At 25.5% G+C, this 25,833-nt stretch carries 26 protein-coding genes; 3 read left to right on the top strand and 23 right to left on the bottom strand.

Going from position 1 to position 25,833, the window contains the following annotated elements:
• The first annotated feature begins 28 nt into the window (after positions 1–28).
• The gene (locus tag CRV03_RS06275) at positions 29–727 is read left to right on the top strand and encodes a class I SAM-dependent methyltransferase (RefSeq protein WP_129084299.1); all 699 of its coding nucleotides are present in this window, start codon (positions 29–31) and stop codon (positions 725–727) included.
• Positions 728–740: 13 nt separating this feature from the next.
• Here CRV03_RS06275 and asnB read toward each other — a convergent pair whose 3' ends face one another.
• The 23 genes from asnB to pseB all read right to left on the bottom strand — a co-directional run bounded on the left by asnB (position 741) and on the right by pseB (position 24,346).
• Entirely contained in the window at positions 741–2,483 is a 1,743-nt protein-coding gene (asnB, locus tag CRV03_RS06270; RefSeq protein ID WP_129084298.1) for an asparagine synthase (glutamine-hydrolyzing), read from the bottom strand.
• A complete protein-coding gene (locus tag CRV03_RS06265; RefSeq protein WP_129084297.1) occupies positions 2,471–3,565 on the bottom strand; it encodes a glycosyltransferase in 1,095 nt (364 codons plus the stop codon). Before CRV03_RS06265 ends, asnB begins: the two co-directional genes overlap by 13 nt.
• Before the next feature lies 1 nt (position 3,566).
• Positions 3,567–4,316 carry a class I SAM-dependent methyltransferase gene (locus CRV03_RS06260; protein ID WP_129084296.1) on the bottom strand — a complete coding sequence of 250 codons (750 nt, stop codon included), beginning with the start codon at positions 4,314–4,316 and terminating at the stop codon, positions 3,567–3,569.
• An 8-nt stretch (positions 4,317–4,324) separates the two neighbouring features.
• Positions 4,325–5,056: a sugar phosphate nucleotidyltransferase gene (locus CRV03_RS06255; protein ID WP_129084295.1), complete on the bottom strand. Its 732-nt coding sequence runs from the start codon at positions 5,054–5,056 to the stop codon at positions 4,325–4,327.
• Positions 5,057–5,060: 4 nt separating this feature from the next.
• A complete protein-coding gene (locus tag CRV03_RS06250; RefSeq protein ID WP_129084294.1) occupies positions 5,061–5,690 on the bottom strand; it encodes a gamma-glutamyl-gamma-aminobutyrate hydrolase family protein in 630 nt (209 codons plus the stop codon).
• A complete protein-coding gene (locus CRV03_RS06245) occupies positions 5,687–7,993 on the bottom strand; it encodes a PEP/pyruvate-binding domain-containing protein (RefSeq protein WP_129084293.1) in 2,307 nt (768 codons plus the stop codon). The genes CRV03_RS06250 and CRV03_RS06245 overlap by 4 nt, the downstream gene beginning before the upstream one ends.
• Entirely contained in the window at positions 7,990–8,793 is an 804-nt protein-coding gene (locus CRV03_RS06240) for a class I SAM-dependent methyltransferase (protein WP_129084292.1), read from the bottom strand. Before CRV03_RS06240 ends, CRV03_RS06245 begins: the two co-directional genes overlap by 4 nt.
• The gene (locus tag CRV03_RS06235; RefSeq protein ID WP_129084291.1) at positions 8,777–9,469 is read right to left on the bottom strand and encodes a formyltransferase family protein; all 693 of its coding nucleotides are present in this window, start codon (positions 9,467–9,469) and stop codon (positions 8,777–8,779) included. The genes CRV03_RS06240 and CRV03_RS06235 overlap by 17 nt, the downstream gene beginning before the upstream one ends.
• On the bottom strand, positions 9,462–9,917 hold the full coding sequence (locus tag CRV03_RS06230; RefSeq protein WP_129084290.1) for a hypothetical protein: 456 nt from the start codon (positions 9,915–9,917) through the stop codon (positions 9,462–9,464). Before CRV03_RS06230 ends, CRV03_RS06235 begins: the two co-directional genes overlap by 8 nt.
• Positions 9,910–10,392: an adenylyl-sulfate kinase gene (locus CRV03_RS06225; protein WP_129084289.1), complete on the bottom strand. Its 483-nt coding sequence runs from the start codon at positions 10,390–10,392 to the stop codon at positions 9,910–9,912. Before CRV03_RS06225 ends, CRV03_RS06230 begins: the two co-directional genes overlap by 8 nt.
• Position 10,393: 1 nt before the next feature.
• Positions 10,394–11,950, bottom strand: a complete 1,557-nt coding sequence (locus CRV03_RS06220; RefSeq protein ID WP_129084288.1) for a sulfatase-like hydrolase/transferase — start codon at positions 11,948–11,950, stop codon at positions 10,394–10,396.
• Positions 11,940–13,067 (bottom strand): DegT/DnrJ/EryC1/StrS aminotransferase family protein, encoded by a 1,128-nt coding sequence (locus CRV03_RS06215; RefSeq protein ID WP_129084287.1) that lies wholly within the window; start codon positions 13,065–13,067, stop codon positions 11,940–11,942. The genes CRV03_RS06220 and CRV03_RS06215 overlap by 11 nt, the downstream gene beginning before the upstream one ends.
• Positions 13,067–14,104 carry a dTDP-glucose 4,6-dehydratase gene (locus CRV03_RS06210; RefSeq protein ID WP_129084286.1) on the bottom strand — a complete coding sequence of 346 codons (1,038 nt, stop codon included), beginning with the start codon at positions 14,102–14,104 and terminating at the stop codon, positions 13,067–13,069. The genes CRV03_RS06215 and CRV03_RS06210 overlap by 1 nt, the downstream gene beginning before the upstream one ends.
• Position 14,105: 1 nt before the next feature.
• The gene (locus CRV03_RS06205) at positions 14,106–15,368 is read right to left on the bottom strand and encodes a hypothetical protein (protein WP_129084285.1); all 1,263 of its coding nucleotides are present in this window, start codon (positions 15,366–15,368) and stop codon (positions 14,106–14,108) included.
• Between the two features lie 2 nt (positions 15,369–15,370).
• Positions 15,371–16,354, bottom strand: coding sequence for a radical SAM/SPASM domain-containing protein (locus CRV03_RS06200; RefSeq protein WP_164968621.1), 984 nt, complete (start codon positions 16,352–16,354; stop codon positions 15,371–15,373).
• The gene (locus tag CRV03_RS06195; RefSeq protein ID WP_129084284.1) at positions 16,347–17,051 is read right to left on the bottom strand and encodes a WbqC family protein; all 705 of its coding nucleotides are present in this window, start codon (positions 17,049–17,051) and stop codon (positions 16,347–16,349) included. The genes CRV03_RS06200 and CRV03_RS06195 overlap by 8 nt, the downstream gene beginning before the upstream one ends.
• An 80-nt stretch (positions 17,052–17,131) precedes the next feature.
• Positions 17,132–19,060 carry a hypothetical protein gene (locus CRV03_RS06190; RefSeq protein WP_129084283.1) on the bottom strand — a complete coding sequence of 643 codons (1,929 nt, stop codon included), beginning with the start codon at positions 19,058–19,060 and terminating at the stop codon, positions 17,132–17,134.
• Positions 19,061–19,082: 22 nt separating this feature from the next.
• Positions 19,083–20,108, bottom strand: a complete 1,026-nt coding sequence (pseI, locus tag CRV03_RS06185; RefSeq protein WP_129084282.1) for a pseudaminic acid synthase — start codon at positions 20,106–20,108, stop codon at positions 19,083–19,085.
• Positions 20,095–20,574: a UDP-4-amino-4,6-dideoxy-N-acetyl-beta-L-altrosamine N-acetyltransferase gene (gene pseH / locus CRV03_RS06180; RefSeq protein ID WP_129084281.1), complete on the bottom strand. Its 480-nt coding sequence runs from the start codon at positions 20,572–20,574 to the stop codon at positions 20,095–20,097. The genes pseI and pseH overlap by 14 nt, the downstream gene beginning before the upstream one ends.
• A gap of 10 nt (positions 20,575–20,584) precedes the next feature.
• Positions 20,585–21,490 (bottom strand): UDP-2,4-diacetamido-2,4,6-trideoxy-beta-L-altropyranose hydrolase, encoded by a 906-nt coding sequence (gene pseG / locus CRV03_RS06175; protein ID WP_129084280.1) that lies wholly within the window; start codon positions 21,488–21,490, stop codon positions 20,585–20,587.
• Position 21,491: 1 nt separating this feature from the next.
• Positions 21,492–22,205, bottom strand: a complete 714-nt coding sequence (gene pseF, locus CRV03_RS06170; protein WP_129084279.1) for a pseudaminic acid cytidylyltransferase — start codon at positions 22,203–22,205, stop codon at positions 21,492–21,494.
• On the bottom strand, positions 22,206–23,354 hold the full coding sequence (gene pseC / locus CRV03_RS06165; protein WP_129084278.1) for a UDP-4-amino-4,6-dideoxy-N-acetyl-beta-L-altrosamine transaminase: 1,149 nt from the start codon (positions 23,352–23,354) through the stop codon (positions 22,206–22,208).
• Positions 23,354–24,346 carry a UDP-N-acetylglucosamine 4,6-dehydratase (inverting) gene (gene pseB, locus CRV03_RS06160; protein ID WP_129084277.1) on the bottom strand — a complete coding sequence of 331 codons (993 nt, stop codon included), beginning with the start codon at positions 24,344–24,346 and terminating at the stop codon, positions 23,354–23,356. The genes pseC and pseB overlap by 1 nt, the downstream gene beginning before the upstream one ends.
• Before the next feature lie 117 nt (positions 24,347–24,463).
• On the opposite strand from pseB, the gene CRV03_RS06155 reads away from it, so the two are divergent.
• Together CRV03_RS06155 and recA are read left to right on the top strand one after the other, a co-directional pair.
• Positions 24,464–24,673: a hypothetical protein gene (locus CRV03_RS06155; RefSeq protein ID WP_129084276.1), complete on the top strand. Its 210-nt coding sequence runs from the start codon at positions 24,464–24,466 to the stop codon at positions 24,671–24,673.
• 92 nt (positions 24,674–24,765) lie between these two features.
• A complete protein-coding gene (gene recA, locus CRV03_RS06150) occupies positions 24,766–25,797 on the top strand; it encodes a recombinase RecA (protein WP_129084275.1) in 1,032 nt (343 codons plus the stop codon).
• Positions 25,798–25,833 lie beyond the last annotated feature (36 nt).

Below are 25,833 nucleotides of genomic sequence, written 5' to 3'. Positions count from 1 at the left end.
AAAAGTAATACCTAGATAGCGGAGAGATATGCTTAAGAAATGCCCTTTTTGTGAAACTTACAATAAAAATTTTGAATCATTTGGTTTTGACTTTCCTATTTTAAAAAAACTTAATGTAATTGGTGGTGGAAAAAGAGAAAATGCAAAATGTCCAAAATGTTTTAGTATAGATAGAGAGCGCTTGATTTATTTGTATCTTAATCAATTTACAAAGATATTTACAGATTCATTAGATGTATTACATATTGCTCCAGAAAAAAGACTTAGGGAAAAAATTGAACTAAATAAGAATATCAATTATACAACAGCTGATTTATATAAGAACTTTGTAGATATAAATTTTGACTTATGTAATATCCCTTTAGAAAATAATAGTTTTGATATTATAATTTGTAACCATGTTCTTGAACATATAGTTGAGGACAAAAAAGCGATGAAAGAATTAAAAAGAATTCTAAAACCAGAAGGTATAGCTATTTTACAAGTACCATTTTCAAGACTATTAGAAAAAACTTACGAGAATAAAACTATTTTATCAGAAAAAGAAAGAGAAATACATTTTGGACAAAATGATCATGTACGTATTTATGGTATCGATTATTTAAAACGACTAGAGAATATTGGCTTTATTGCTGAAGAGTTCAAATGGACAGAGCATAAAGAATTCACAATAGAAGACTATGCAATTAATGAAGAAGAACCTATCTTTATAGTAAAAAATAAATAAAGAATTAAAGCTCTTAATAGTTTTCTTTAAACCATTTTGCAAAAATAAAGAGGTTCCAAAAATGTTGCTTAAATCTTTTGTTTTTCGCTTCATTAAATAAAAATTTTATAAAATCTTCATTAAACAAATTTAAACTTGCATTAGTTTCAAGAATAATATCTAAACATTTATTTTTATAGAAATCTAATACCCACTCAATAAAAGGAGAACTAAATCCTTTTTTTTCTCTAAAAACTATATCTTTAGGTAAATACTTTTGAGATATCTGTTTTAATAAATATTTTGAATATTCTCCTTTTTTAATTTTTGAATCAACTTTAAAAAGGTATTCAACAAGATTTGAATCTAAAAAAGGGGCTCTTACTTCTAAGGAGTTAGCCATAGACATTCTATCAACTTTTGTCATAAGCACATCACTTATCCAAATTCTAAAGTCTATATAGGACATCCATTTAATATCTTCATAACTATTTTCATACTCTTTCAATCTATTTTTTATTTTGTATGTTTTAAATAACTCTTTTTTCTGATATTCTGTAAAGCATTCTCCATATGACTGATAAACTCTTTGATGATTTAAAGCTCTATTATTATATTCCCATTCCTTTGTTAAATTCCAATCTCCTAGTTCTGATATTGTAGGATATTGCAAGGCTTTTTTATAAAGTCCATATCCTAAAAAACACTCATCTCCTCCTTCTCCGGATAAAACTGCTTTTATTCCTTGCTTTCGAACAAAGTTTGACAGTATAAAAGTAGGTATAGAAGCAGTATCAGCAAAAGGTTCATCTGTATAAAGTAGCATATTATCTATGTTTTCGATAAAGTCATTTCTACTTACTAGTATTTCATTGTGATTTGAATTAATATAGTTTGAGACTTGTTTTGCATATGGTAATTCATTATATTCATTGAATTCTTTAAAACCTAGACTAAAAGTATTGATTTTATTATTTGTGATCCGAGTATATATTGAAGAAATAAAAGAAGAGTCTATACCTCCAGATAAAAAAGTCCCTACATTTACATCCGAAACTAGTCTTTTCTCAATACTACTAAAAAGTAGATTTTCTAAATCATTTAAAATTGTTTTTTCATCATAAAAATAAGTTTCAATATTCTCTAAAGAAAAATATTGTTGAATTTTCAAATCTTCTTCTAACAATAAATATGAGCTACTATCTAATTTAAAAATATCTTTATAAAAAGTGTTTCCATTTATAGGTGTATTATATGACATATATTCATACAATGCTTCTTTATTTACTTCAGGCTTATAGTCAAGTAATTTTAAAATTGATTTTATTTCACTTGCATAGATAAATTTATTATTTTTAAAATAATAGTAAAATGGTTTTTCACCAAATTTATCCCTTGCCGCAAAATATCTTTTTTTTCTTTTATCATAAATACAAAAAGAAAACATACCTTCCAATAAATTTAAAAAGCTTATATCATATTTTTGATAGAGTCTAATAATAACTTCTGTATCTGATTTTGTAATACAACTTAAACTTTCTTCTTTTATTAACTTCTTATAATTATATATTTCTCCATTAAAAGTAATAATAATATCATCAAACACCATTGGTTGATTTGCTTCGTCATTTAGGTCAATAATAGATAAACGAGTATGCCCAAAGTAATTATTATGATATTCATAATATCCTAAATTATCAGGCCCTCTATGGCTAAGTAGTTCAATTGATTTATAAAAATTCTGTGAATAAAAATTACAACCTACTATTCCACACATAACGAGAGTATTTCCTTCTTATAATTTTCTAAAGTTTTTTCTAAAGTAAACTTCTTTGAAATATTAAATAAATTATCTGCATATTGTTCATTTATTTTTTCATTTTGAAGAAAATACAAAATTTTATTTGCAAGCAATCTAATCTCTCCTATTTCTATAGTGTTCTGAGAGGGGAGTATTTCATTGCTACCTTTATAATTATAGGCCAAAATATTTTTTTTACAAGATATTACTTCAAGAATAACATTAGAGAAGCCTTCTGATTTTGAAGGGAAAACAAATAAATCACATGATTTAATATAAGAACTTGGTCTTTTTCTTCCAAGCAATTTTACTCTATCACTAATATTTAAATTTTTTATCAAAGTTTGCAATTTTTCTTTTTCTACACCATCTCCAATAATAAATAGATCATGTTCAATATTATCTTTTATTAAGTTGAATGCTTCTATAAGATCACATTGCCCTTTCCTTTTATTTAATCTCGCTACATTTAAAATAAAAGGTTTATGATAATTAAAAAGTTCATTAGAATTATTTTCTGAAATACCATTATAAATAGTTACAATATTACTTAAATCACATAATTCTTTGAGTTCATTATTGATATGATTACTAACAGTTATAATTTTATCTGCTTTAGGATAGAAGAGTTTTATATTTTCAAAATAAAAGTTACTATCAAGTAAATGTATTCTTTCTTCTTTTTTATATAAATTATAAATAGAGTTTCTAATAGAAATAATTTTTTTACATTTATAATTTGTATTTAATAATATTAAATTATGATAATCTTCATAGCTAATCACAATCTCTGGTGAAATTTTTTCTAGCAGAGCCTCTAATTCTTTTTTTCTATAATCAAATAGTTTTAATCCAACATTTTTTTCTTTTGTATTAATTTTTAAAGTTTTGATTTTAAAAACATCTATATTATCAACTTTATAAAAAAAATCTTTATGATCTTCTGCAAGAATGATTGATACTTTAAATCTATATTTCAAAGAGTTTGCAAGAGTTGATACAGACTTTTGAACCCCTCCACACTCTAGGCTTTGTGTAAAAAAAACAATTTTTTTCATATTAATTACTTTTTAAAATAAGCCAAAAATTAGGAGAATATTCCTTTAGTTCAATCTTATCTAGAAGTAATCCTAATATATTATTTATACTAAAAATCAATAATAAAAAAGGTAAAGCTATTGTATTTCTTAAATACTTTTTCCTACTTATTAAATTCCATATAGCTCCATTTAAAATAGAAAAAATAGTTGTACCTAAATACCCTTGTCGATGAAACTCAAGTATGTGAAAATTGTAATCTTGACATATTTTTTTCAATCCATATTCACTAAACCTAAAATAATCATATGGTATTGCATGAGCTTGATAAATAAAAGGTACTGATAGAATTAATATCCCATCTTTTTTAAGAACTCTTTTTATTTCACTTAAGGCTTTAAATGGTTCATCAATATGTTCTAATACTTGAGTTAATATCACTGTATCAAAACTATTATTCTCAAAAGGAAGGTTTTTTATATCTGCATCAATGAATTTTTCTTTTGAGTTAGAGAATAAATGCTGATGAACATTACTTTTATCTACACAAATATACTCATCAACATTATTAATAATATATTTTTTATAAGGTGAATTCCCAGAACCAATATCTATACATTTTCCCTTTATATAAGGAGTACTTTTTTTTATAGATTTCTTAAGTTGAAACCAGTTCAAATAATTTAAATGTGTTATATACACATTTGGTTTTTTATTTTCACCTGTTAATTTAGGAAGAAGTTTGAAAGAAATAAAATCCATTATATTCATTATTATCCTTAAATCATTTTTGTATTTAAATCTTCAATACAATCAACTTCTAACCAAGACCCATTTATAAAAATAGGATTTACATCATACAAGTTATCAATTATTAGTTGAATAAAAGAAGTCAGATACATATTATCAAAGTCTTTATTATCGTAATATCTATCTTTAGATAGATTATTATAAAAAGCTAAAATTTTTTGTATTGTATTTTTTGAAATCTTTATAAGTCCAATATATTGACCCTCTATCTCACTATAATCTTTTGTTTTTTTACCTAGTTCAATAATTTTATTATCTTTAATTTTCAGTGTCTCAGCATCATCAAGAGGATTTTGCATTCTTTGAAGCCATAATTTTTTCCATTGTTTATCTACAACCACACTAATATCATACTTCGATTTAATTAGCTTTTCAATAACTTCTTTTTTATATATAATATCAGAGTATGAAATAATTAAATCATCATTCATAAACTCTTTAGCACAAAATAAACTTGTTACCATATTAGTTTTATTATAATTTTTATTATAAATAAAAGTAAGGTTTTGTTCTTTTAGATACTCTTTTAAAACTTCACTTTTATATCCTGTAACTATATATCGTTTTTCAATATCTTTAGTAACTTCTAAAATATAATCAATTAAAGGTTTATCTTGATACTTTACCATACATTTAGGAATATTATTTGTTAAAGGTCGCAATCTTGTACCTTGTCCTGCTGCAAGTATAATTAATTTCATTCTATCATCCAAAAAAAGATTTTATTATATTTATTTGAGATTTTTTTAAAGGCACTTCCCTCTCAGGGTGCCACATCTGAGCAAATATTTTATATTTTCTATGCTCAATTGCTTTAATAATACCTTCCTCTGAATATGCACTAGAAAATAAGTCAACAGACAACTCTTTTACACCATAATTATGGTAAGAGTTTACTTTTTTCAATTTTACTAAGTTCTCATAATAATATGATTTTGGATTTACTAATAATTGATGTTTAATTGCAACCTGATTTTTTACAGAAGTAAATGTACTACCAAAATAATTAGCAATAACCTGTAATCCTCTACAAATTCCTAATATTGGAATACCATTATCTATACAATAACTAATAAGCTTATCTTCAAAATTATCTCTTAATGCAGAGGATTTATTTTTATTACAAGTATTCAAATCATTCCCACCACTTAGAACAACTCCATCTACTTTAAATTTATTCATAACCTCAGCAATGTTACTTGTGTAAGATATTACAATAGGTATATACCCGCAGGCTCTTAATAAAATTAAATAACTACTATCCAATGATTCACGTATTTCTGAATATTTATCAATATACTCAATTCTTTGAGTTATAACAATTATTTTCTTCATCCTATTCTCTTAATCTTTTGGATATTACAATCTATACCAATATAATTATATTTGATTATATCTGAATAAGACTTTTCTCCTACACCAATCACCGCTGGAATATTTAATTCTGCACAACGAATTGCCATATGTGAGTTTGCACCTCCATAACATGTGACTAATCCTGCTATTTTTTTAGTAAATAAAAAATCATATCCCGGATCTGCAGACCTAATACAAATAATCTTATTTTTTAAGTCTTCAATATAGAGTTGTTCTTCTGATACTATTTCTGCTTCAACACTACTTAATGTAACAAAGTTTGCACTACTATCCAAATTATAAAAACTATATATTTCAAACTCATTTTTTAATAAATCAGGAAGGTTAATGCCTTGTGTTATTTTATAAAGCTTCTTATTTGTTTTTATTTGTTTTTCAAATAAAGATTTTATATCTTCAAAACTCAAATCAGAATAAAGTGATAAAATAGTTTTAAAATCTAAATATGCCATATCTTCTTTTTTTATATTATGTCTTTTAGCTAGTTCTTCTATTAAAACTAAAATTTCACTTAATGATTTAGTAAAGATAAATTTTCCATATTCTCTTGCTTCTATTGACTTTTTAATAAACTCTACTAACTCTATAGCCGTAATTTTAAGTTTAGACTTTTTTAAATAATTATCTATTTGGGATAACTGGTGATTAGTAAAACTAAAATGCTCTTTTTCTTCACTTTTAACTTTAGTCTTAGAAAAGTACAAATGAAAACTTTCATCATAACGTTTTGAAGTTATCTCATATGTACCAGGTCTTAAATGTCCATATTTTTCTAGAAAAGAATCAATTTCTAATTCATTATACTCTTTTGATAACTTCTTTGATACTGTCTGTAATGAATTCATAAAGCTTACATATTCATTATTTGAAATTATATTCTTATCAATAAATGATTTTAAAAAGGATACAGCAATAAAAGCACATCTTGCTAGTCCAGCAAAAGGTAAAGTTCCATATCTTTTACAATCTTCTGTAAGCCAATAAATTTTATCAATCAAAGACAAATTAGATTTCATTATTAGTTCATATTTTTCTTTTAAAACTTCAATCTTATTCAAATCATCCTTATATAAAGAGAACACGTTATTTGTTAACTCTATTAAACTAACTTTTATAGAATTAATCTCATCTTTTGAAAAATTATGAGCATAAAGATTTTCTAATTTACTGTTAGTTGAAAAATCATAACAAGAAAGGATTATGTCAAATTCAACTTTATCATGTCTAGATGGATTATTCTTTAAATACTCTAAATAAAACTCAACTAACTTTTCTGCTGTCTCTTTATTTAGTGAGTTAGGAATAAAAGAATTAAAACTTACACGAATATCTATGTATGCTACTCCAAGAAAGTTTACTAATAAAGGATGAGTGCGAAGATCTCTATAACCATAATTGCTACGTTGATTTGCCCAAATAGAATCAGTAATTAATTCCTTGTATAAAGATAAAGATAGTTTTTTAGGTTTCTTGCCTATGATCTCTGCAGGATTCCAATCAGGCATAACTCCATACATAGTATAATTTCCTAATAAATTTGGATGTGGACAATTAAGTTTTTTTATTTTTTTATGTAGCTTATAAAGGGCTTTTTCATAATCAATTTCAGATAAATCATGTTTATTCTCTTTTACAATTGGTCTTACTTGAAAAATATAAATATCTTTTCCATCATAACCAAACTCAATATCTAAAAAAGAGTTATCTAATATCAACTCCAACTCTTTAACAGCTTTTATTAATTGATCAAGAAAAGGACTCTTTCTTTGAATATTAAAAGCATTTTTATATTCAATATATGTTTTAAGATTCTTCCCTGTTCCATCAGTAACACTTGAAGTACTTCCTTTAGTATCGTAATTAACTATATAATATGAGCTTAAAGAATCAAGATCACTAGTAAAAACCACACCACTATAAACTACATTTTTCAACATTGATTGAATTAAAATCTCATTTTTGTCTAAGTTTTGTCCATTATAAGATAATATCACCTCTTTTATAGCATTACTTATTTCATCATCATTATTAATATTTACATCTAAGATTGACTTATAATGTCCAGCATTAGAAAAATATTCAGTATCTTCATCAAAAGAAGAAGACCTAACTATAACATTATTTTTAAAGAAAGCTTTTATATCGTTAATTACTTCAGGGATAAAACTACTAGCTTTAAAAACTAAAGGTGGTAAAATTTTTGATTTTTGTACTTTATCTTTCAAAAATAGCAAAGCTTGTGCTTTTGAGAGCCTCATCATTCTTTTTCCACAGTAACTATTAGTAGATTTGAAAAATGTTTAGAAAAATATTTATGTAAAAAATTATCTATAATCTCTCCAAGTTTATTCAACTTAAAACCTTCAGAACGTGCTTTTGATTCTACAAATATTTTATCTTTCATATTTTTTGTTCTAAAAAAATCATATTTAAATAAAAAAGATACATTTCTTTCATATTGAATATTTTTTATTTTAAATCCAGCTTTTCTAAGTATTTCTATAGTTGATTCTAAATCAAAATGCAACCTATGAAACTTATTGAATTTTTTTTCTTTATTTCTGCTTTTTATTATTTTTTCAATTAGATTATTTTCAAAAGAATCATATCTTACGGAAAAGAGTAAAGTTCCTTTCTTCTTTAATACTCTGGCTGTTTCATCAAAAGCTTTTTGTACATCATTAACATCTTCTAAATTATGGAATAATCCAAAAGCAATAATATAATCAAAAGAGTACTTATCATAAGGAAGATTTAATACATTTCCTTGAATAATATCATCTTTATTATCTATAACATTTTTAATATTATTTACAGCCACTTGACTATATTCAATTCCTTTAATATTATATTTCTTATTTTTATAATGAAAATATAGTCTTCCTGCTCCACAACCTAATTCTAATATAGTTTGAGTATCTGTATAATCTTTTAAAAACTCTTCTGCTTGTTTTATAGGATAAAAATTTGTACTTTTAAATCCGGTAATATCAACACCAGAACTTTCCCATCTTTCATTCCAATAATTACTATTATCTGTATATCTATAGACTTTTCTCATTTTTTACTATTATCTCTTTTTTATTTAATGCCAATTTTTTTAAAACTGGATGAATTATATAGTACTCTTTTTTATTATCTCTTTTTTGTTTTCTTGTATTAAAATTTTTTAAAGTTAAAATATTAATTAATAAATATGTTCTAATAAATGGATCATATAGATAATCAAAATCTACATCTAATATTTCAAAACTCATTTCCTTAATTATATCCCCAGTATCAATTTTTGAATCTAAGAAAAAAGCTGTAGCATAACAAATAGACTCTTTTAATAGTGAATAGTATATAGTTGTACTTCCTCTATACTCAGGAAGTTTCCCTGGATGAACATGAAGTAATCTTGTTTTTTTTAGTATATTTTTATTAACAATTTCACCACCATTCCCACAAAAAATATATATATGGTTACTACTTTCATCTAATTCATCTGTAAAATCATTTATTGAAGTTTTTTCTATAAATTCAGTTTCAAAATATTTCAATAAATTTTCAAATGACTCATCAATTGTTATACTAAAATTCATATATCCAATTTTTTTATTTTTAAAAGATGATATATCTAGCTTTTTATAATTATATATTTTTACGCTATTTAGTTTTATCTTAGCCTCTTTAATTGCCTTAAGATAAAAATAAGCTCTATAATTTGATGTACCTACAAAGGAAATATCATACATAATAAATCCTTTCAAAATAATACTCTTCAGCTTTTAAAGAACGTTCAAGTACAGATAATTCAAAGACACTAAAGTTTTTAATATCAATAGAAGTTAGACTATCATTGACTTTTAATAAAGTACTAAATAAAGAAAAACAAAATTCTTGTTCTAAGTCCAATACTAAATAAAACGCAAATAATGTCAAAAAACTAATATTCTCTTTTTCATTTTCAAAAAAAACTTTTTTTACTTCAAATTTTTTTTGAAGTTCTAGAACTTCAGAGTGCTTTAAAGGTTGAATAGTAGATAAAAAAATATGAAATTTTGAAGTTATCCTATTCAATATTTGTTTTAAAAATGTTTTTCTTTGTACAATATAATCTTCTATAAAATTAGTATCAGATACATCACTATACTGATATTTAATAGGGTTTTTAATTAAGTTATTTTGAGTATATTTATACATTTATTACCTTTTTAATTTGTAAAACAATATCCTCTAAAGTATTATTTTTAAAAACTATATCAGATGTTTTGGGTTTATCATAAGGAATATCTATCCCAACAACATTTGTAATCTTTTTTTCAATTGCATCTTGATAAATAGTTCTTCTTGTTTTTAGAATATTAATTGGTACATCTAAAAATACTTCTAGATATTTATCATAATAACTTCTATTCTCTATTCTATGTTCTTCAAAAATCGACATTATCGATACAACGACTGTAAAACCCTGTTGTTCAAATATCTTTGATAATTTTTGTATCCTTAAAGAATTCTTTTTTCTATCTTCAAGAGTATATCCTATATCTTCTCCCCAAATCGTTCGCATATCATCACCATCAATATGAAGTATTTTTAAAGAAGAATCTTCTTTTTGAAGTTTTTTAGCCAAAGTAGTTTTGCCTGATCCAGGTAAACCAATTATCCAAATAACCATATTACTTTTCTACTTTCTTTTTATAAATAATTTGAAAAGCTTCTCTTATCTTATTTCTTTCAGCTTCAGAACGATTCTTTTTTTTACTTCTCAAAGTAAATATTTTATGTTTTTTTTCAAGAAATTCATCAATCATTTCATTGCAATACTCTATATTGTGATATGAATCAATAACATATAAAGGTGTATTATTAAATAAACTTAATAAATGTAATTCTTCCCCTAAAATAGAGGAATCAATTTGTAATACTTCACTAACTAAGAAAATAATTCGTTCAAATTCTTTATTAATATATTCATTTATATTTTTTAAATCTATAATTATATTTTTTGAATTTGTATAATTTTCAATAAATTCCTCTATATATGGATTATCACTAGACTTAATAATCAAACTTCTTCTTTTCTTCATTAGTAGTTTTATTTTTTTTTCTTTATTTCTTCTACTTTCTTTTAAAATCATTTCTCTTTCTTCTTCAAATCTTTTTTCATATTTATTAAAAAGAGAAATATATTTAGTAAGCATTATTTTATCTGTAACAAAAGTCTCGTTTATACTATTCTTTTGAATTTTAAATAATTTAAAGTCTTTCCTATCTCTATCATATTCTATTTTATAGTCATCTTTAATTAAAACAACTTTTGCTTTTTTCTGTAATGGGAATTTATTCTCAACTCTAAGTACTCTATTAAAAGAACCTTCTTCTATGGTTTTAAAAAGACTAATTCCATCTAAGTACTTTGGATATTCTAGACTAAAAATATCATATATTGTAGGAAGGATATCTACTAATGAGGTATTATGTTCTACCTCTTTTACCTTTATATCAGGATGTTTTATAAAAAAAGAAGCCTTTATATTCTCTTGGGACATTAATTCATCATGAGAAAAATTATATTCTTTACCTTCTCTATAAAAGGGATAACCATGGTCTGAATTCACAATTATTGCAGTTGAATTTTCATCAATTTTAGAAATTGCTGAAGTATAAATCTCTTCAAAATATTTATTATAATCATAGTTAAAATATTTAACTGGATCTTTAAATAAAGGTACATTTACATGTATCAAAAGAAAAAAAGGTTCCTTTAACTCTTCATTTTCTAAAAAATATTTAATATAATTATTATATTCTTCAACATACTCTTCATCAAAAATTGTTCCATTTTTATATTGATAATAAGCAGATAATGCCTTTTCTTTATTTTCAACTAAATCTATAATTTTACTATTAATTTGATCTTTTAAGTCATCTGGATAAAAAGTTAAAAAGTATATATTCATACCCAACTTAGATAGTTTTTTATCTACCGTTTCTAGCTCATAACGTAATGATTTTAAACTACCATAAGTTTTTGAAATTTTTGTAGCATATGTCCCTCTCAAAAAAGAAGAAAAAGACATATATGTACTAGGATGAGCAGTATACATATTTTTAAATTCACAAAAACCCTCACTCTTTAATGTTTTAAAAAATTCAAATCTTCCAAAAGGGTCATTATATTTTACGGTACGTACTCCATCCGGGATAAGCCAAAGAATATTTTTAACTTTCATTATTTAATAATACCTTCTTAATTGTATTAACTATATATTTGGCCTCTTTATTTTTTAGTTTAGGATATAAAGGAATAGAAATAACATTATTTCCAAACTCATTTGCAATTGGAAAATCTTCAGGTTTATAATTAAATATTTGTTTATAATAAGTTAAATTATGAATAGCTCTATAATTTACAGCTACTTGAATATTTTTTTCTTGTAACTTTTTTATTATATTATCTCTATTTTTAGTAAGTATAATAAAAAGATGCCTTGCACTTTTAGTTTTTTCTGGGATAGTAATAAATTTTATTTGTGCTTTTTTAAGACTTTTTTCATAATACTTTGCAAGTTTCTCTCTTTTTTCTAACCTTTTTTCTATTTTTTCTAATTGCCCTATAAGTAAAGCTGCTTGTATATCACTAATATTATATTTCCAGCCTAAAAGTTCCATATCCCAATGTTGAAAGCCATTTGTATATCTTGAGGCGGCATCTTTATTAATTCCATGAAGTCTTAATTTATAAAGTTTTTTTGCAAGTTCTTCATCATTTGTTGTTATTGCTCCACCCTCTCCACTTGTAATATTTTTTGTGGCATAAAAAGAAAAACAAGCTGCATTAGATAATTGACCAACTTTTACTCCATCTCTTTGTCCTTCTATACAATGTGCAGCATCTTCTATGATAAAAAGTTTATGTTTATTTGCAATTTGTTTAATCTTTTTCATATCACACATATTTCCAAATAAATGAACAGGAATAATAGCTTTTGTTTTCTCAGTAATAGCACTTTCAATTAAATCTGCATTTATATTTCCAGTCTCTTTTTCTATATCTACAAAAATAGGTTTTGCTCCCACATGTAAAATAGCATTTGAGGTTGCTACAAAACTCATAGGAGTTGTAATAACTTCATCACCTTCTTTTATATCTAATGCTAATAAAGATAAGTGAAGTGCTGCGGTGCAAGAATTAACAGCAATACAATATTTAGAATCTAAGTATTCACAAAAGTTATTTTCAAACTCTTTAGTAACATTGGCATTTGTTAAAAATATTGATTTTAATACTTTATTAACTCTTTTTATATCTTCTTTATTAATATTATGTTTAAAAAAATCTACTTTCATTAGTGAATCACTTTTTGCCCATCTTTTAAAATAATTGGTATTTGTCTCATCCAAATTTGTTTTTCCCAAGTTTGAGAATTATTTTTATACCAACTTATAGTTTTTTCTAAGCCCTCTTCAAATTCAACTTTAGCTGTCCAGTTTAATACTTCTTTCATTTTATTTATATCTGCTCTGTGGCAGTCCACTTGACCTGGTCTATCTTCAATATATTGAATAAATGAACTATCAATATTTAACTGTTTAATCACTTTTAATGCTACTTCTTTTATAGAAATTGATTTTCCTGTTCCAAGATTGAAAACTTCTCCTTGTACTTTATTTAAAGGGGCATTTAAAATAATATCTAAGCCATTGCACGTATCTTCAACATAAACCCAATCTCTTGAAGCAATTCCTTCTCCATGAATATGAAGTTTTTCTTCCATAAGTGCATTTGTAATAAATCTTGGAATCGCCTTTTCTAAATGCTGTTTTGGGCCATAATTATTAAAAGGTCTCACAATCACGGCTGGAATATCATAAGTATTAACATAAGAATATACCAGTCTATCTGCACCAGCTTTTGCTGCAGCATAAGGTGATGCTGGGTTTAAAGGGTGGTCTTCATTCATATATTCACATTGATGTGCTGAACCATAAACCTCAGAAGTAGAAATATGAATAAATTTTTTTATTTTATGTTTATTTTGTAATACTGCATTTGCAATAGTTTGAGTACCTATAACATCCGTTTCAAAAAAATTTCTATTATCAAAAATTGACCTTGTTACATGAGTTTCAGCAGCAAAATGTACAACATAATCTGATTTAGCTACTAGTTCTTCAACTAATGCACTATTTTTTACATCTCCATACCAAAACTCAAATCTTTCATTGATATTATTTATATTTACAGGGAAGTTTTCTATATTTCCTGCATATGTTAATAAATCTAAAACTATAATTTTTGAATCTCTATATTTATTGTAAATATATGTTGCAAAATTAGAACCTATAAAACCAGCTCCACCAGTAATAAGATAAGTATTCCCCATTTTAGTACCTTTTCTCTAATAATTTATTTGTAAAATTTAAAATAAATTTTTTATTTTCTTCTATAATATTAAGTGTAAAGTCATAAGTATTTTTACTAATTTCAACAATTTCTTCTTTATTATTTAGTAGTTCTAAAAGTTTTTCTTCTAAATTATATATATTATAATTTATAATTGGCATTTGCTTAAAATGTTTTTCATAATATTCATTATTTATATATTTAAAAAAGTCATTCAATTCATTATCCAAATTTGCTAAAACTACTTTTCCTTTTATTGCTGCTTCTAAAGTTGTATATTGCAAAAATCCATCAATAAAAGTATCTATTATAATATCAGCTTCTTTACATTTTTTTAAAAGAGTATCCCTTGAAATAGAAACTAATATTTCATACTCAAAATCATCTCTTTCTTTTGATAAATTTTCTAAAATCAAGCTAATATTTTTTGTGCCTTTTCTAAATTCATCATTTGCAAAATGTACAATTTTTATTGTATCTTTTTTAATAAAAGTTGGTTTCTCTTCAATATCTAATAAGATATGCCCATGAAGAGTTAAAATATCAAATCTAGGTAAAAATTTTATAAAATCAACTAAAGTAAATATTGCATTTACATATTTACTCCACCATATATTTCTTTTAATTCTTTTAAAATCCATATCAAAATATTTTTTATCAAAAAGAGTTAGTGCATATTTCTTTTTTAAATTTGACATTTTATCAACTGTCCAAACATCACTTCCATATGGAAATAAAACTACTTTTTTATCAAATAACTGATAAATAATAGGTTCTAATCTCCACCAGATAGTTCTTTCTAAAAAGCCACTGTTAAAATACAATAAAAATAGTTCAAAATTTAAAATGCTCCAAATAAAAGCAAAATAAGTTCCAAGAGTAAAAGGTCTTTTTGCTATAAAAGAAGTAGAAATATCATTTAATGTTATTCCATTATGAAAATTACCCTCTGACCAATCTTTTAAAACAAAAAGTGTTGTATTAAATTCTTTTTTTAATACATCATTATAAGTTTTAAATATAATTATAGGAACAGTTCCTAAGATAATCTTTTTAGAACTTCTTTTTTTTATTTGTTTTTTAAATAATAATAGAAAAAAGGCTAAGATTAGTACAGGTATCCCAATAAAAATATCAATAAAAACTCTTTTTACATAATATAAAAATTCATTTTTTATATTTGTTGGTGCATCAAAATTACTAGTAATTGTAAAAGAGCTTTCATTTTGTATTGTTTGTTTCATTTTTAATCCAATAAATCATTAGGAATTAGATCTTTCATCACATTCATATAAGAAGTTCCTTCTTCTGGCCATTTTGTATTAACCCAGTCAGGACAATTTTCGCAAAAAGAGAAATTTTTAAAATCATTTTTTAAATGAGCTTCTCTTAACTCTTCCATAAATTTACTTTGCCATACTTCTTTTATTGAAGTAGTTTTAAAATCAATAAAATGTGAACCATGTACCCAATCAGCAGGACAAAAAGCTAATTTTCCATCAGGTGTTAAAGTAAGTCTTTCCCAAGGATATAAGCAAGGTTTTCTAAAAGTTGTTTGAGTTAGATCTTTCATTTTTTTTGAAATATTTTTTTTAGAGCCAGCAGAAGAGTGTAAATTTCTAATTACTACAAAATTAGCTCCTTGCTCTTCCCAGTATTTTTTAAAACTTTCAGCTTCTTGAATATTTTTAGGTTGATTAACAAAACTTACAACTATTTTTGTTTGACTATTAGTCTCTTTTATTTTTTTTATTAAATTTTTAATATTTTGCTTTACTATTTCTAAATTACCATTTATTCTAATTTTTGAATAAGTCTCTTCTAAATAAGCATCAATACTTATATCAATTACATCTACTTTTGCTTCTAATAGAACATTAATTTTTGAGTTAGTTAGTAAGTTTCCATTTGTTGTAACATTTATTCTTGTATTACTATATTTCCCTGAATATAAGATTATTTCATCAAAATTAGGATGTAATAAAGTCTCTCCATTTGCCGTATATCTTATATACTGACAAATATTATTACTATTTTCTGCAATATCATCAATTAATTTTTTATGCAAATTTAGGTCTAAATGTGAGCCCGTAAAATATTCTGATTTTTTAAATATAGGATGAGGACAGTGAATACAAGCAAGATTACAAAATTGCGTTAAATCTATGATTATTTGAGAGGGATACTCTTTTGAAAGATGTTTTTGAAAACCATATTTTATATTATTCATTTTTAGCCTTAAAACTTTTCATATATAAGCTACTATTTTCTCCCATATTAAAAATAAGATCTAAAATAGAAACAAAGTGATTAAAAGGAGTAAAAACTTGAGGATAGGGTTTATAGTTTGAGTAATCCATCCAGTTAACTTCAATTTTTTCTTCTTTAAAAAGATTTTCATTTAAATAATCTTTAGCAGCTGGTCCGGAAAAATAAGTTGCAGCATTTAATTCCTTACATATTCCTAATAATCTTTCACTTTTCCCTTCAACTAATTTAAACTCATTGGAGAAAAGTATTTTGGTTTTTATTCCTAAAATATCATTTATAGCTTTTAAAAATTTATAATTTATATCACTTAAAAAATCTTCATTTGAATTTAAATAAAGTTCTTCAAATAACTCTTTATACTCTTTAAAATAAGTAGCTTTAGTATAATTTCTTTTTATTGTTTCCCAATGAATTTGTGCCCAGTTTTTATTTTCAACTTTTGTATTAAAAATAGATTGATGAAATTTATTTTTAGTAACAACAGGAATACTTAACCACTTTAATCCAGTAGTTGTTTGTATTTTATTTCTATTTCTCCAGTCTCTTCTTGTATATTGCATACTATCATATATTACAAAATAATCAACACTATTTATTAAATCAAAATAACCTTTCCAAGGTATATAGTTAGATTGTAATATAGCAACTTTGCTCATATTAAAAAATTCTTTTTTTAGTGTTTATTTTCATTCAATTCCTGATAAACTTATTTTTAAAATCTTTATTATTAATAGTCTTAATTATTTAAGGTTTCTAAAAAATCAAACTCTTGATTTCTATAGTTTAAAATAAATAACCTTTCTTCTACTATTTTATGACATAGTTCTTTATCATTTATTAATAGTTTTGATACTTTTATATAGTCTTGAATATTTTTTACATGTCCTAAAGTATAAAAAAAAGATGAATGTCTATTTGCTATATTCAAATAATTATTCTTTTTTATAGAAGATATATCTTCTTTACTATATAAATCTTTTTTTAAATACCCTTTATTATTTTCATTATAAACTTTTATAAAATTTATTTTATTATAGTTTTTAAACCAGTCTTTAGAATGCAAAGAAACATATGGTCTCCCTTTGTTTCTATACTCATCTAGTGCTGCACCACCATTAACAAAAGAAGCTAAAAATAAATCTATGACATATGCATATATATTAGGGTCAATGTGTCCCGTAAAGAAAAATCTATCTCCTATTCCTAAATTATTTACCTTTGTTCTAATAGTATCTTGATTACCACTTCCACATGCTAGAAATATAGTATTTGGATTTTCTTTCATTATACTTGCAATACAATCTAGGTAATCATCATCTTCTATTTTTAATAAACGTCCTATATAACCTAAGATAAAACTATTTTTAGGATATATATCTCTTATTGTTTGAACCGTACTATAATCAATTTCTACTTGATAGTCTTTTAAATTTATAGGGAGGTGAAATATTTGATACTCATTGTTTTTTGTTCTTTGGTCAAAATGAGATATTTTTTTATCTATACCATCAATATGATACTCACTATTTCCATGACTCCAATAAACTTGTAAAGGTGCTGTTCTTGTTGTAAATAAAAAGTTATATTCAGGTCTACCACTCATTCCTATTAAAATGTCAATTTCATTAGATATTATATATTCACGAAGTTTTAAAGCCTTTTCTACTGTTGAATAAAATACAGAATTATTTGTAGCAAATTTTTTATTGCAATCTATCAGATTATGTCCTAAAAGAACCAATTCATTCTGTTTTTCAGTCAGGGAACCCCCTAACTCTTTAAAATTTAAATCAAAGGTAATAATCTCTACTTCAAGGTTTTTTAGATAATTTAATAATGTATATAAGACCTTATAAACAGAGTACTCTATTAATCTTTCTGGAACAAAAGCAATCTTCACTTTTCCCTTTTTCCCTTTATTAGTATTAGGCATTATTTGATATCTCTTAATAAAACTAGTTTTTATATAGTATTCAAATTTTTTCTCTACTAAATTATTGAACCGTAGGTAATCATCAAAGTCTGTTGAGACAATATTATTAGAATAATACAATGGAGTATATAGATAAAAAATAAGTTCATCTTCTTCTTTACTTATAGCCATATTGAATATTTTAAATAAATATTCAAACATCTTTTGAAAATTTTCTCTCTTCTTTTCATAAATTAACATAGTTATATAGTGAAATTTAAAAATAACCTGTTGTTTTTCAATAAATGTTTTATCCCAAAACTCTCTATCTTTTTTAAATTCTGCATTTAAACATTCTAAATATTCACTCATTTTTTCTTGTGGAAAAAGCAATAAAATAAAGTCTTTATTATCTATAATATTTTGAAAATCATTAAAATCATAATAAGTTTTAAAGAACTCTTCTTTAATTTTATTTAGGCTTTTTTTGTTTTCAATAATATCTAAAATATATTTTAAAATAAAAGTTCTAATATTATTTATTAATTTTAAGTTTTCATGACTTTTTTTATTTAATAATAATATTATTTTATTTAGCTGATTATGACTATTTACTGAGAGAGTATGCCCCTCTTCAATATATTTAGAAATATAATATAGTCCAATAACTACTTCATCTTCTATATTTTCATTTTCTATATTTTCAATACACGAGTCAAATATCTCTTCTGCTATATTATTTAAATCTTCCAATTGTTCCCTTATAAAACTTCTTTTAAAAGCTTACTCTATCTCCAATGGTATAACTCTTTTTAGCTTCTTTTCCTAAAATATCATTTAAATACTTTGGATGTAACCCATATCCAGGTCTTACACTTCTTATATTTTTTTCCGTAAAGAGTTCACCTTTTTTTATATCTTTACTAACATAAAGACTTCTTGCAAACTGTCTTGACTTTTTCTTTTTAGCAGTTAAAGTATAATCAACTTTACCAAGTAATCCTTCAGTATCTCTTACTGCCTTTATCATATCAGAAAACTCTTGTTTATCTAAAGAAAAATCTGCATCAGGACCACCTATTGATTTATCTAAAATAAAATGTTTTTCGATAACTTTTGCACCAAGAGTAACTGCAACAACAGGTGCTGTAGTTCCCAGTGTATGATCAGAAAAACCACTTACTACACCAAATGTTTGTGCTAAATTTGGGATAGTTGCTAAGTTTGCATCTTCTAGTGGTGCAGGATAAGAACTTGTACATTTTAAAAGTATAATATTTTCATTCCCTACACTTCTACATATATCAACAGCATCTTGTATCTCACTTATTGTAGCTATTCCAGTACTAATTATAATAGGCTTCCCTTTAGATGCGGTATATTTGATAAGATCATAGTCCGTTATTTCAAAAGAAGCAATTTTATATGCACTTGGGTTAAACTGTTCTAGAAAATCAACTGCACTTTTATCAAAAGGACTCGAGAAAATATCAATATCAATACTTCTAGCATATTCAAATAACTCCTTGTGCCATTCCCAAGGAAGGTACGCTTCTTTATATAATTCATAAAGTTTTTTATCATCCCAAAGAGTTCCACCTTTAATAATAAAGTCCTCTTTATCTGAATTTAATGTTAAAGTATCTGCAGTATAAGTTTGAAGTTTTACTGCATTTGCTCCTATTTCTTTGGCTGCTTTTATAGTTTTTTTAACAATATTAATATCTCTACCATGATTTGCACTAAGTTCTGATATTATATAAGTTCCATCTTTTTTTAAATCAAAGTTACCTATTTTCATTTATTAACTCCATACAAGCTACTTCTCTATTATTTATATTCTTTTCATTGACTGTAGTAAAGTTATATTTTTTATATAAATTACAGGCTTTATCATTTTCTTTAAAAACTTCTGCTTTTATTTTTTTAACTTTTAGAATATCAAAGGAGTACTTGATTATTTCTTCTAATAAAATTATTCCTTTATTTTTTAAAAAAGGGTTAGCATATATTCCCATATTTAAAGAATCAGGTGAAATATTAACAAAATCAATGACACCTATATATTCCATATTCTCTTTAACTAAAAAGTATAACTTATCCTCAGATAAAAGTAAATTATCAATAAAAGATAAATGATCTTCTAAACTAATATCTTTCTCTGTATACATCCACTTTTTTATAAGAGGATTATTTCTCCATTGAAGAATTAATTTTTTTTCATCTAATGATAATTTAGTAAAATTTATTAGTTTAATCTTTTTCATAAAATTTTTCTCATACTATCTTATTTATATATGTCCTTAACTTATTTCTATCAAACTTTTTTAGAAGTGAAATTTTTTTCTTCTTAAGATATTTATACATGTCCAGTTGATTATCAGCTGTCTTTACTGCTATCATTGGTAACCCTAGATAATAAACTTCGTTTATAGTTACACTTGGTGTAACAATTGCAAAATCACTCTTTGCCATAAGTTTTGCTATTTTATTTGAATTTATATGAAGAATAATCCACTTTTTATTTTGACAATAAGCTTCTAACTCTTTTAAATTTTTATTTGCTCTTGTTGTTACTAAATTTACTTTTATATTTTTAAATTTGCTTAATACTTTGAGAATATCAATATTTATATTACTATGATCAGCTCCACCCATTGCAATAAAAATAGTTTTTATTTTTGTATCATTTCTTTTTCTTTTTTTCTTTTTTTCTTTAATGAATTCTTCTCTTAAAAGAGTATATTTCTTTCCACATTTCAACTTACAACTATTAGGAACTAATCCTTTATATCTCTTTTTATCAGCACTTATATTATGATTTAAAAGAGTATCACAGTAATGTCTTTCATAAGTATCATCAAGTACAAATATTTTTAAACTTGGATTAGCTTTTTTTAACTTTTTTTCAAAACTAAAATCAATACCATAATGATCAATCACTATCATATCAATATTTTGTTCTTTTATAATTCTATTTAATTCTTTGATATTCTCCGTCTTAAGAACCAACCTTTTATATTGAGCTTCATCAATTTTAGAATTAATATTTCCTTCTAATTCTCTACTTGCAAATATTATGTTATGTTTTTTTTTCTCATACTTTTTTGCTAAAACCAAATCCCTCATTATATGCCCAGTACCAATTTGAGATGAAGAGTCTGCCCTAAAAAGTATATTCATTTTAAAGTTCCCCATTTTGTTTTAATGCAGTATACATATACTCAGCTCTTGTCCAGTCTTCTAAAGTATCTATATCTTGTACCAAATATCTTGGAAGGATAAGAGGAATACTAATATCACTAAAAATCATTGTATTTATACTCTTTTTTTGTCGTATTCTATTTGTCCAATAAAATTGTCCTGCATCCTGGTAAGCCTCTTCTAAATCTTGAGACCTTGTCATATAATGTTCTGGCATGAACATTTCACATCTTCCATCTTTATTGAGTTTAAAAGTTCTCTGAATAGGAAAAGGCATGGATGTAGAACTAAAGCTATTTATGGCATCACTATTTTTTAAGCTCTCATATCCTTCTATTATATACTTCTTCTGTAAAAAAGGTGCTGTTGCATAAATAGTACATATATACTCATAATATTCGTCTTTAGACTCAAGATAACCTATGGCATGATTTACAACATCAGCTGTGCCTGTAAAATCATCACTTAACTCTTCAGGCCTTAAGAACGGGACTTCTGCCCCATACTCTTTTGCAATACTTGCTATTTCTTCATCATCAGTAGAAACAATTACCTTATCAAAAAGTTTTGATCTTAATGCAACCTCTATACTATAAGCAATCAAAGGTTTTCCATGAAAATCTTTTATATTTTTCCTTGGAATTCTTTTACTTCCACCCCTTGCTGGAATTATTGCTATAGCATTTTTTTTCATTTACTTCAATACCTCAAATAATGTATTAATTACGTACTCTTGCTCTTCATTACTTAACAAAGGATATATTGGAAGAGAGAAACACTCCTCATAATATCTATTCATTACAGGAGTATTTTCACTTTCATAACCTAATTGTCTATAATATGGTTGTTTATTTATTGGTATATAATGAAGTTGTAAACCTACATTTTTTTCTTTCATTTTTAAAAATAGTTCTTCTTTTGAAATATTTAGTTTTGTAAAATCTACAAGAACAACATATAAATGATAAGAAGATGTTCCATCAAAAATATATAAAGGTTTTATTATTGAATTTTCCTTGCGCTTTGCACTCTCTTTGAGAAAAGCCTCATCATATTTTTTTGCTATTTCAAATCGTCTATGAATAAAACTATCTAGCTTAGAAAGTTGAGATATCCCTAATGCACATTGAAGGTCGGTAATACGATAGTTAAATCCCAATTGATGCATTTCATACTCCCATGGTTTCATTGAAGATGTTTTAACCATACCATGAGTTCTTAAAGAAAGAAGCTTTTCATAAAGCTTTTTTGAGTTAGTTGTAATCGCTCCACCTTCTGCTGTGGTAAGATGCTTTACTGGGTGAAAAGAGAATATTGAAATATCACTATTAGTACAGCTTCCAGCTTTTATTTCACCTTCTTTTGCACCAATCGCATGGGCACAATCCTCTAAAATAGTTACTCCATATGTCTCTTTTAAATATTTCAGTTTTGATTGATTTATCATATTTCCAGAAAAAGCAACAGCATATATTGCTTTTATAGTACTATCTTTTTTTAGCATTTCTTCACAGACATCTAAATCAATATTTCCATCTTCTTTTATATCTACAAAAACTGGTTTTGCTCCTACATAAAGAATAGAGTTTGCAGTTGCTAAAAAAGAGTTAGGAGTAGTTAAAACCTTATCTCCTTCATTTAACAATACTAATGATGCTAAATGTAGAGCAGCTGTACCATTTGATACTGCAATCACATACTTTGCTCCACAATAAGAAGATAGTGCATTTTCAAACTCTTTTACTTTTGGTCCTGTTGTTAAAAAATCTGATTTTAAAACTTCCACTACAGAGTCTATATCACTTTGCTCTATAGTTTGTTTTCCATAGGGTATAAAATTCATTAACTATCTTTTGCTAAATCTAAAAACTCTTCATGACTTAACCAAACATCATTATTACCAGAGTTATATTCAAATCCTTGCTCTACTTGTTTTCCTTTTTCACCTAATAGATTTTCATCAAATCTTCTAATAGAAGAAAACTTAATTGTAGGAGCGATAACAAAGTGATCTTCAAACTCAAATGTTAAATGAGAGTCATCACTAGGGCACATTATTTCATGAAGTTTTTCACCAGGTCTTATACCAATGATTTCATGGGGTAACTTAGGAGCCATAGCAAGTGCTAGTTCTGTCATTTTCATTGATGGAATTTTAGGAATAAATATTTCCCCACCTTGCATTCTTTCAAAGTTTTTTAATACAAAGTTCACTCCCTCTTGTAAAGTAATCATAAATCTAGTCATTCTTTCATCTGTAATAGGTAAAGATGAAGCTCCCTCTTCTATTAGTTTTTTAAAATAAGGAACTACAGAACCACGGCTTCCAATAACATTTCCATACCTTACAACTGAAAAAGAAGTATCTTGTTCACCTACAAGATTATTTGCAGCGACAAAAAGCTTATCACTAGCTAACTTTGTTGCTCCATAAAGATTTACAGGGTTTGCAGCTTTATCTGTCGAAAGTGCAATTATTTTATGTACTTTATTTTCGATTGCAGCATCAATAACGTTTTGTGCTCCATTGATATTTGTTTTTATACACTCCATTGGATTGTATTCTGCAATTGGCACGTGTTTTAAAGCTGCTGCATGTATTACATAGTCAACACCTTTCATAGCTTTTTTTAATCTCTTTTCATCCCGTACATCACCAATAAAGTATCTCATGCAAGGATCAGAGTACTCTTGTGCCATTTCATACTGTTTAAGTTCATCTCTTGAATAAATTATTATCTTATTTGGTTTATAATTTTTCAATATAGTTTTGGTATATTTCTTTCCAAAACTACCTGTTCCACCCGTAATTAAAATGTTTTTGTTATTAAACATAATTCATGGCCTTTGATTAATTTAAATTATTTTATATATTATCTAAATTATATTTAACTTTAATTTTAAGAGTTAATATGTAATAATTTAGTATAAATATATTATACAGGTTTTTTTATGGCAGAAAGTTCAATTCCAGAAGATATTTTAAAAATTCAAAAAAAACTAGCGACTTTTGAAAAAGGTAGCAGGAATTATAAAAAATATACTAAAATACTTGCAAAGCATATAAAAAAACATAATATGAAAAAAAGGGTTTCTTCCCATATCAAAACTATTGAAACAATAGAAAAATTCACAGAAGAAAAAAAAGATAAAGAAAACTAACATTACAAAATGCAATAAAATTTAGTACTTTAAAAAAATTGTGCTAAAATTCCAACATAATTAAAAAAGACACCAATAATTTAGGAAATAAAATGGATGAAAATCAAAAAAAATCACTTGATTTAGCAATTAAACAAATTGACAAAACATTTGGTAAAGGTACACTAATCAGACTTGGGGACAAAGAAGTAGTTCCAACTGAAGCTATCTCTACAGGTTCTTTAGGACTAGACTTAGCACTAGGTGTAGGAGGACTTCCAAAGGGTAGAGTTATTGAAATTTATGGACCTGAATCTTCAGGTAAAACAACTCTTACTCTTCACGCAATTGCAGAATGCCAAAAAGCAGGTGGAGTTTGTGCCTTTATTGATGCAGAACACGCTTTAGATACTGTTTATGCAAGAAATCTTGGGGTTGATATTGATAACCTACTTGTTTCTCAACCTGATTATGGTGAGCAAGCTTTAGAAATCTTAGAGACAGTTATTAGATCTGGTGCTGTTGATTTAGTAGTAGTTGACTCAGTTGCTGCACTTACTCCAAAAGTAGAAATTGATGGAGATATGGATGACCAACAAGTTGGTGTTCAAGCAAGACTTATGTCAAAAGCTCTTAGAAAAATCACTGGTTTACTAAATAAAATGCACTGTACAGTAATCTTTATTAACCAAATCAGAATGAAAATTGGTATGACAGGTTACGGAAGCCCAGAAACAACTACTGGTGGAAATGCACTTAAATTCTACTCTTCAGTAAGACTAGATATTAGAAGAATTGCGACACTTAAACAAGCAGAAAACTCAATTGGAAATAGAGTAAAAGTTAAAGTTGTTAAAAATAAAGTTGCACCTCCATTTAAACAAGCAGAGTTTGATATTATGTTTGGAGAAGGTATCTCTAAAACAGGTGAACTAATTGACTATGGTGTAAAACTTGATATTGTTGATAAAGCAGGAGCTTGGTTCTCTTATGACAATACAAAAATTGGCCAAGGTAAAGAAAACTCAAAAGTATTCTTAAAAGATAACCCAGAAATTGCAAACGAAATCGAAGGTAAGATTCTTACGGCAATGGGTGTAAATGATGAAATCATTCAAGGTGAACCAGAGTCTGAAGAAGACTAATCAAAGATGTACTTCAAAACTTTTTGAAGTACATTC

It is taken from the genome of Arcobacter sp. F155 (assembly GCF_004116455.1).
GTDB lineage: Bacteria > Campylobacterota > Campylobacteria > Campylobacterales > Arcobacteraceae > Halarcobacter.
This window is presented reverse-complemented; position numbering and strand designations above follow the sequence as displayed.

Coding starts and splice junctions, on each gene's coding strand:
- CRV03_RS06275 (WP_129084299.1), top strand. CDS start 29: ATGCTTAAGAAATGCCCTTTTTGTGAAACTTACAATAAAAATTTTGAA.
- CRV03_RS06210 (WP_129084286.1), bottom strand. CDS start 14,104: ATGGGGAATACTTATCTTATTACTGGTGGAGCTGGTTTTATAGGTTCT.
- recA (WP_129084275.1), top strand. CDS start 24,766: ATGGATGAAAATCAAAAAAAATCACTTGATTTAGCAATTAAACAAATT.
- pseG (WP_129084280.1), bottom strand. CDS start 21,490: ATGAATATACTTTTTAGGGCAGACTCTTCATCTCAAATTGGTACTGGG.
- CRV03_RS06200 (WP_164968621.1), bottom strand. CDS start 16,354: ATGAATAATATAAAATATGGTTTTCAAAAACATCTTTCAAAAGAGTAT.
- CRV03_RS06155 (WP_129084276.1), top strand. CDS start 24,464: ATGGCAGAAAGTTCAATTCCAGAAGATATTTTAAAAATTCAAAAAAAA.
- CRV03_RS06250 (WP_129084294.1), bottom strand. CDS start 5,690: ATGAAGAAAATAATTGTTATAACTCAAAGAATTGAGTATATTGATAAA.
- pseC (WP_129084278.1), bottom strand. CDS start 23,354: ATGAATTTTATACCCTATGGAAAACAAACTATAGAGCAAAGTGATATA.
- CRV03_RS06230 (WP_129084290.1), bottom strand. CDS start 9,917: ATGTATAAATATACTCAAAATAACTTAATTAAAAACCCTATTAAATAT.
- CRV03_RS06235 (WP_129084291.1), bottom strand. CDS start 9,469: ATGTATGATATTTCCTTTGTAGGTACATCAAATTATAGAGCTTATTTT.
- CRV03_RS06225 (WP_129084289.1), bottom strand. CDS start 10,392: ATGGTTATTTGGATAATTGGTTTACCTGGATCAGGCAAAACTACTTTG.
- CRV03_RS06260 (WP_129084296.1), bottom strand. CDS start 4,316: ATGAATATAATGGATTTTATTTCTTTCAAACTTCTTCCTAAATTAACA.
- CRV03_RS06205 (WP_129084285.1), bottom strand. CDS start 15,368: ATGAAACAAACAATACAAAATGAAAGCTCTTTTACAATTACTAGTAAT.
- CRV03_RS06265 (WP_129084297.1), bottom strand. CDS start 3,565: ATGAAAAAAATTGTTTTTTTTACACAAAGCCTAGAGTGTGGAGGGGTT.
- CRV03_RS06245 (WP_129084293.1), bottom strand. CDS start 7,993: ATGATGAGGCTCTCAAAAGCACAAGCTTTGCTATTTTTGAAAGATAAA.
- asnB (WP_129084298.1), bottom strand. CDS start 2,483: ATGTGTGGAATAGTAGGTTGTAATTTTTATTCACAGAATTTTTATAAA.
- CRV03_RS06195 (WP_129084284.1), bottom strand. CDS start 17,051: ATGAGCAAAGTTGCTATATTACAATCTAACTATATACCTTGGAAAGGT.
- pseF (WP_129084279.1), bottom strand. CDS start 22,205: ATGAAAAAAAATGCTATAGCAATAATTCCAGCAAGGGGTGGAAGTAAA.
- CRV03_RS06255 (WP_129084295.1), bottom strand. CDS start 5,056: ATGAAATTAATTATACTTGCAGCAGGACAAGGTACAAGATTGCGACCT.
- CRV03_RS06215 (WP_129084287.1), bottom strand. CDS start 13,067: ATGAAAGTAGATTTTTTTAAACATAATATTAATAAAGAAGATATAAAA.
- CRV03_RS06220 (WP_129084288.1), bottom strand. CDS start 11,950: ATGAAAGTTAAAAATATTCTTTGGCTTATCCCGGATGGAGTACGTACC.
- pseH (WP_129084281.1), bottom strand. CDS start 20,574: ATGAAAAAGATTAAACTAATAAATTTTACTAAATTATCATTAGATGAA.
- CRV03_RS06240 (WP_129084292.1), bottom strand. CDS start 8,793: ATGAGAAAAGTCTATAGATATACAGATAATAGTAATTATTGGAATGAA.
- pseI (WP_129084282.1), bottom strand. CDS start 20,108: ATGAAAATAGGTAACTTTGATTTAAAAAAAGATGGAACTTATATAATA.
- pseB (WP_129084277.1), bottom strand. CDS start 24,346: ATGTTTAATAACAAAAACATTTTAATTACGGGTGGAACAGGTAGTTTT.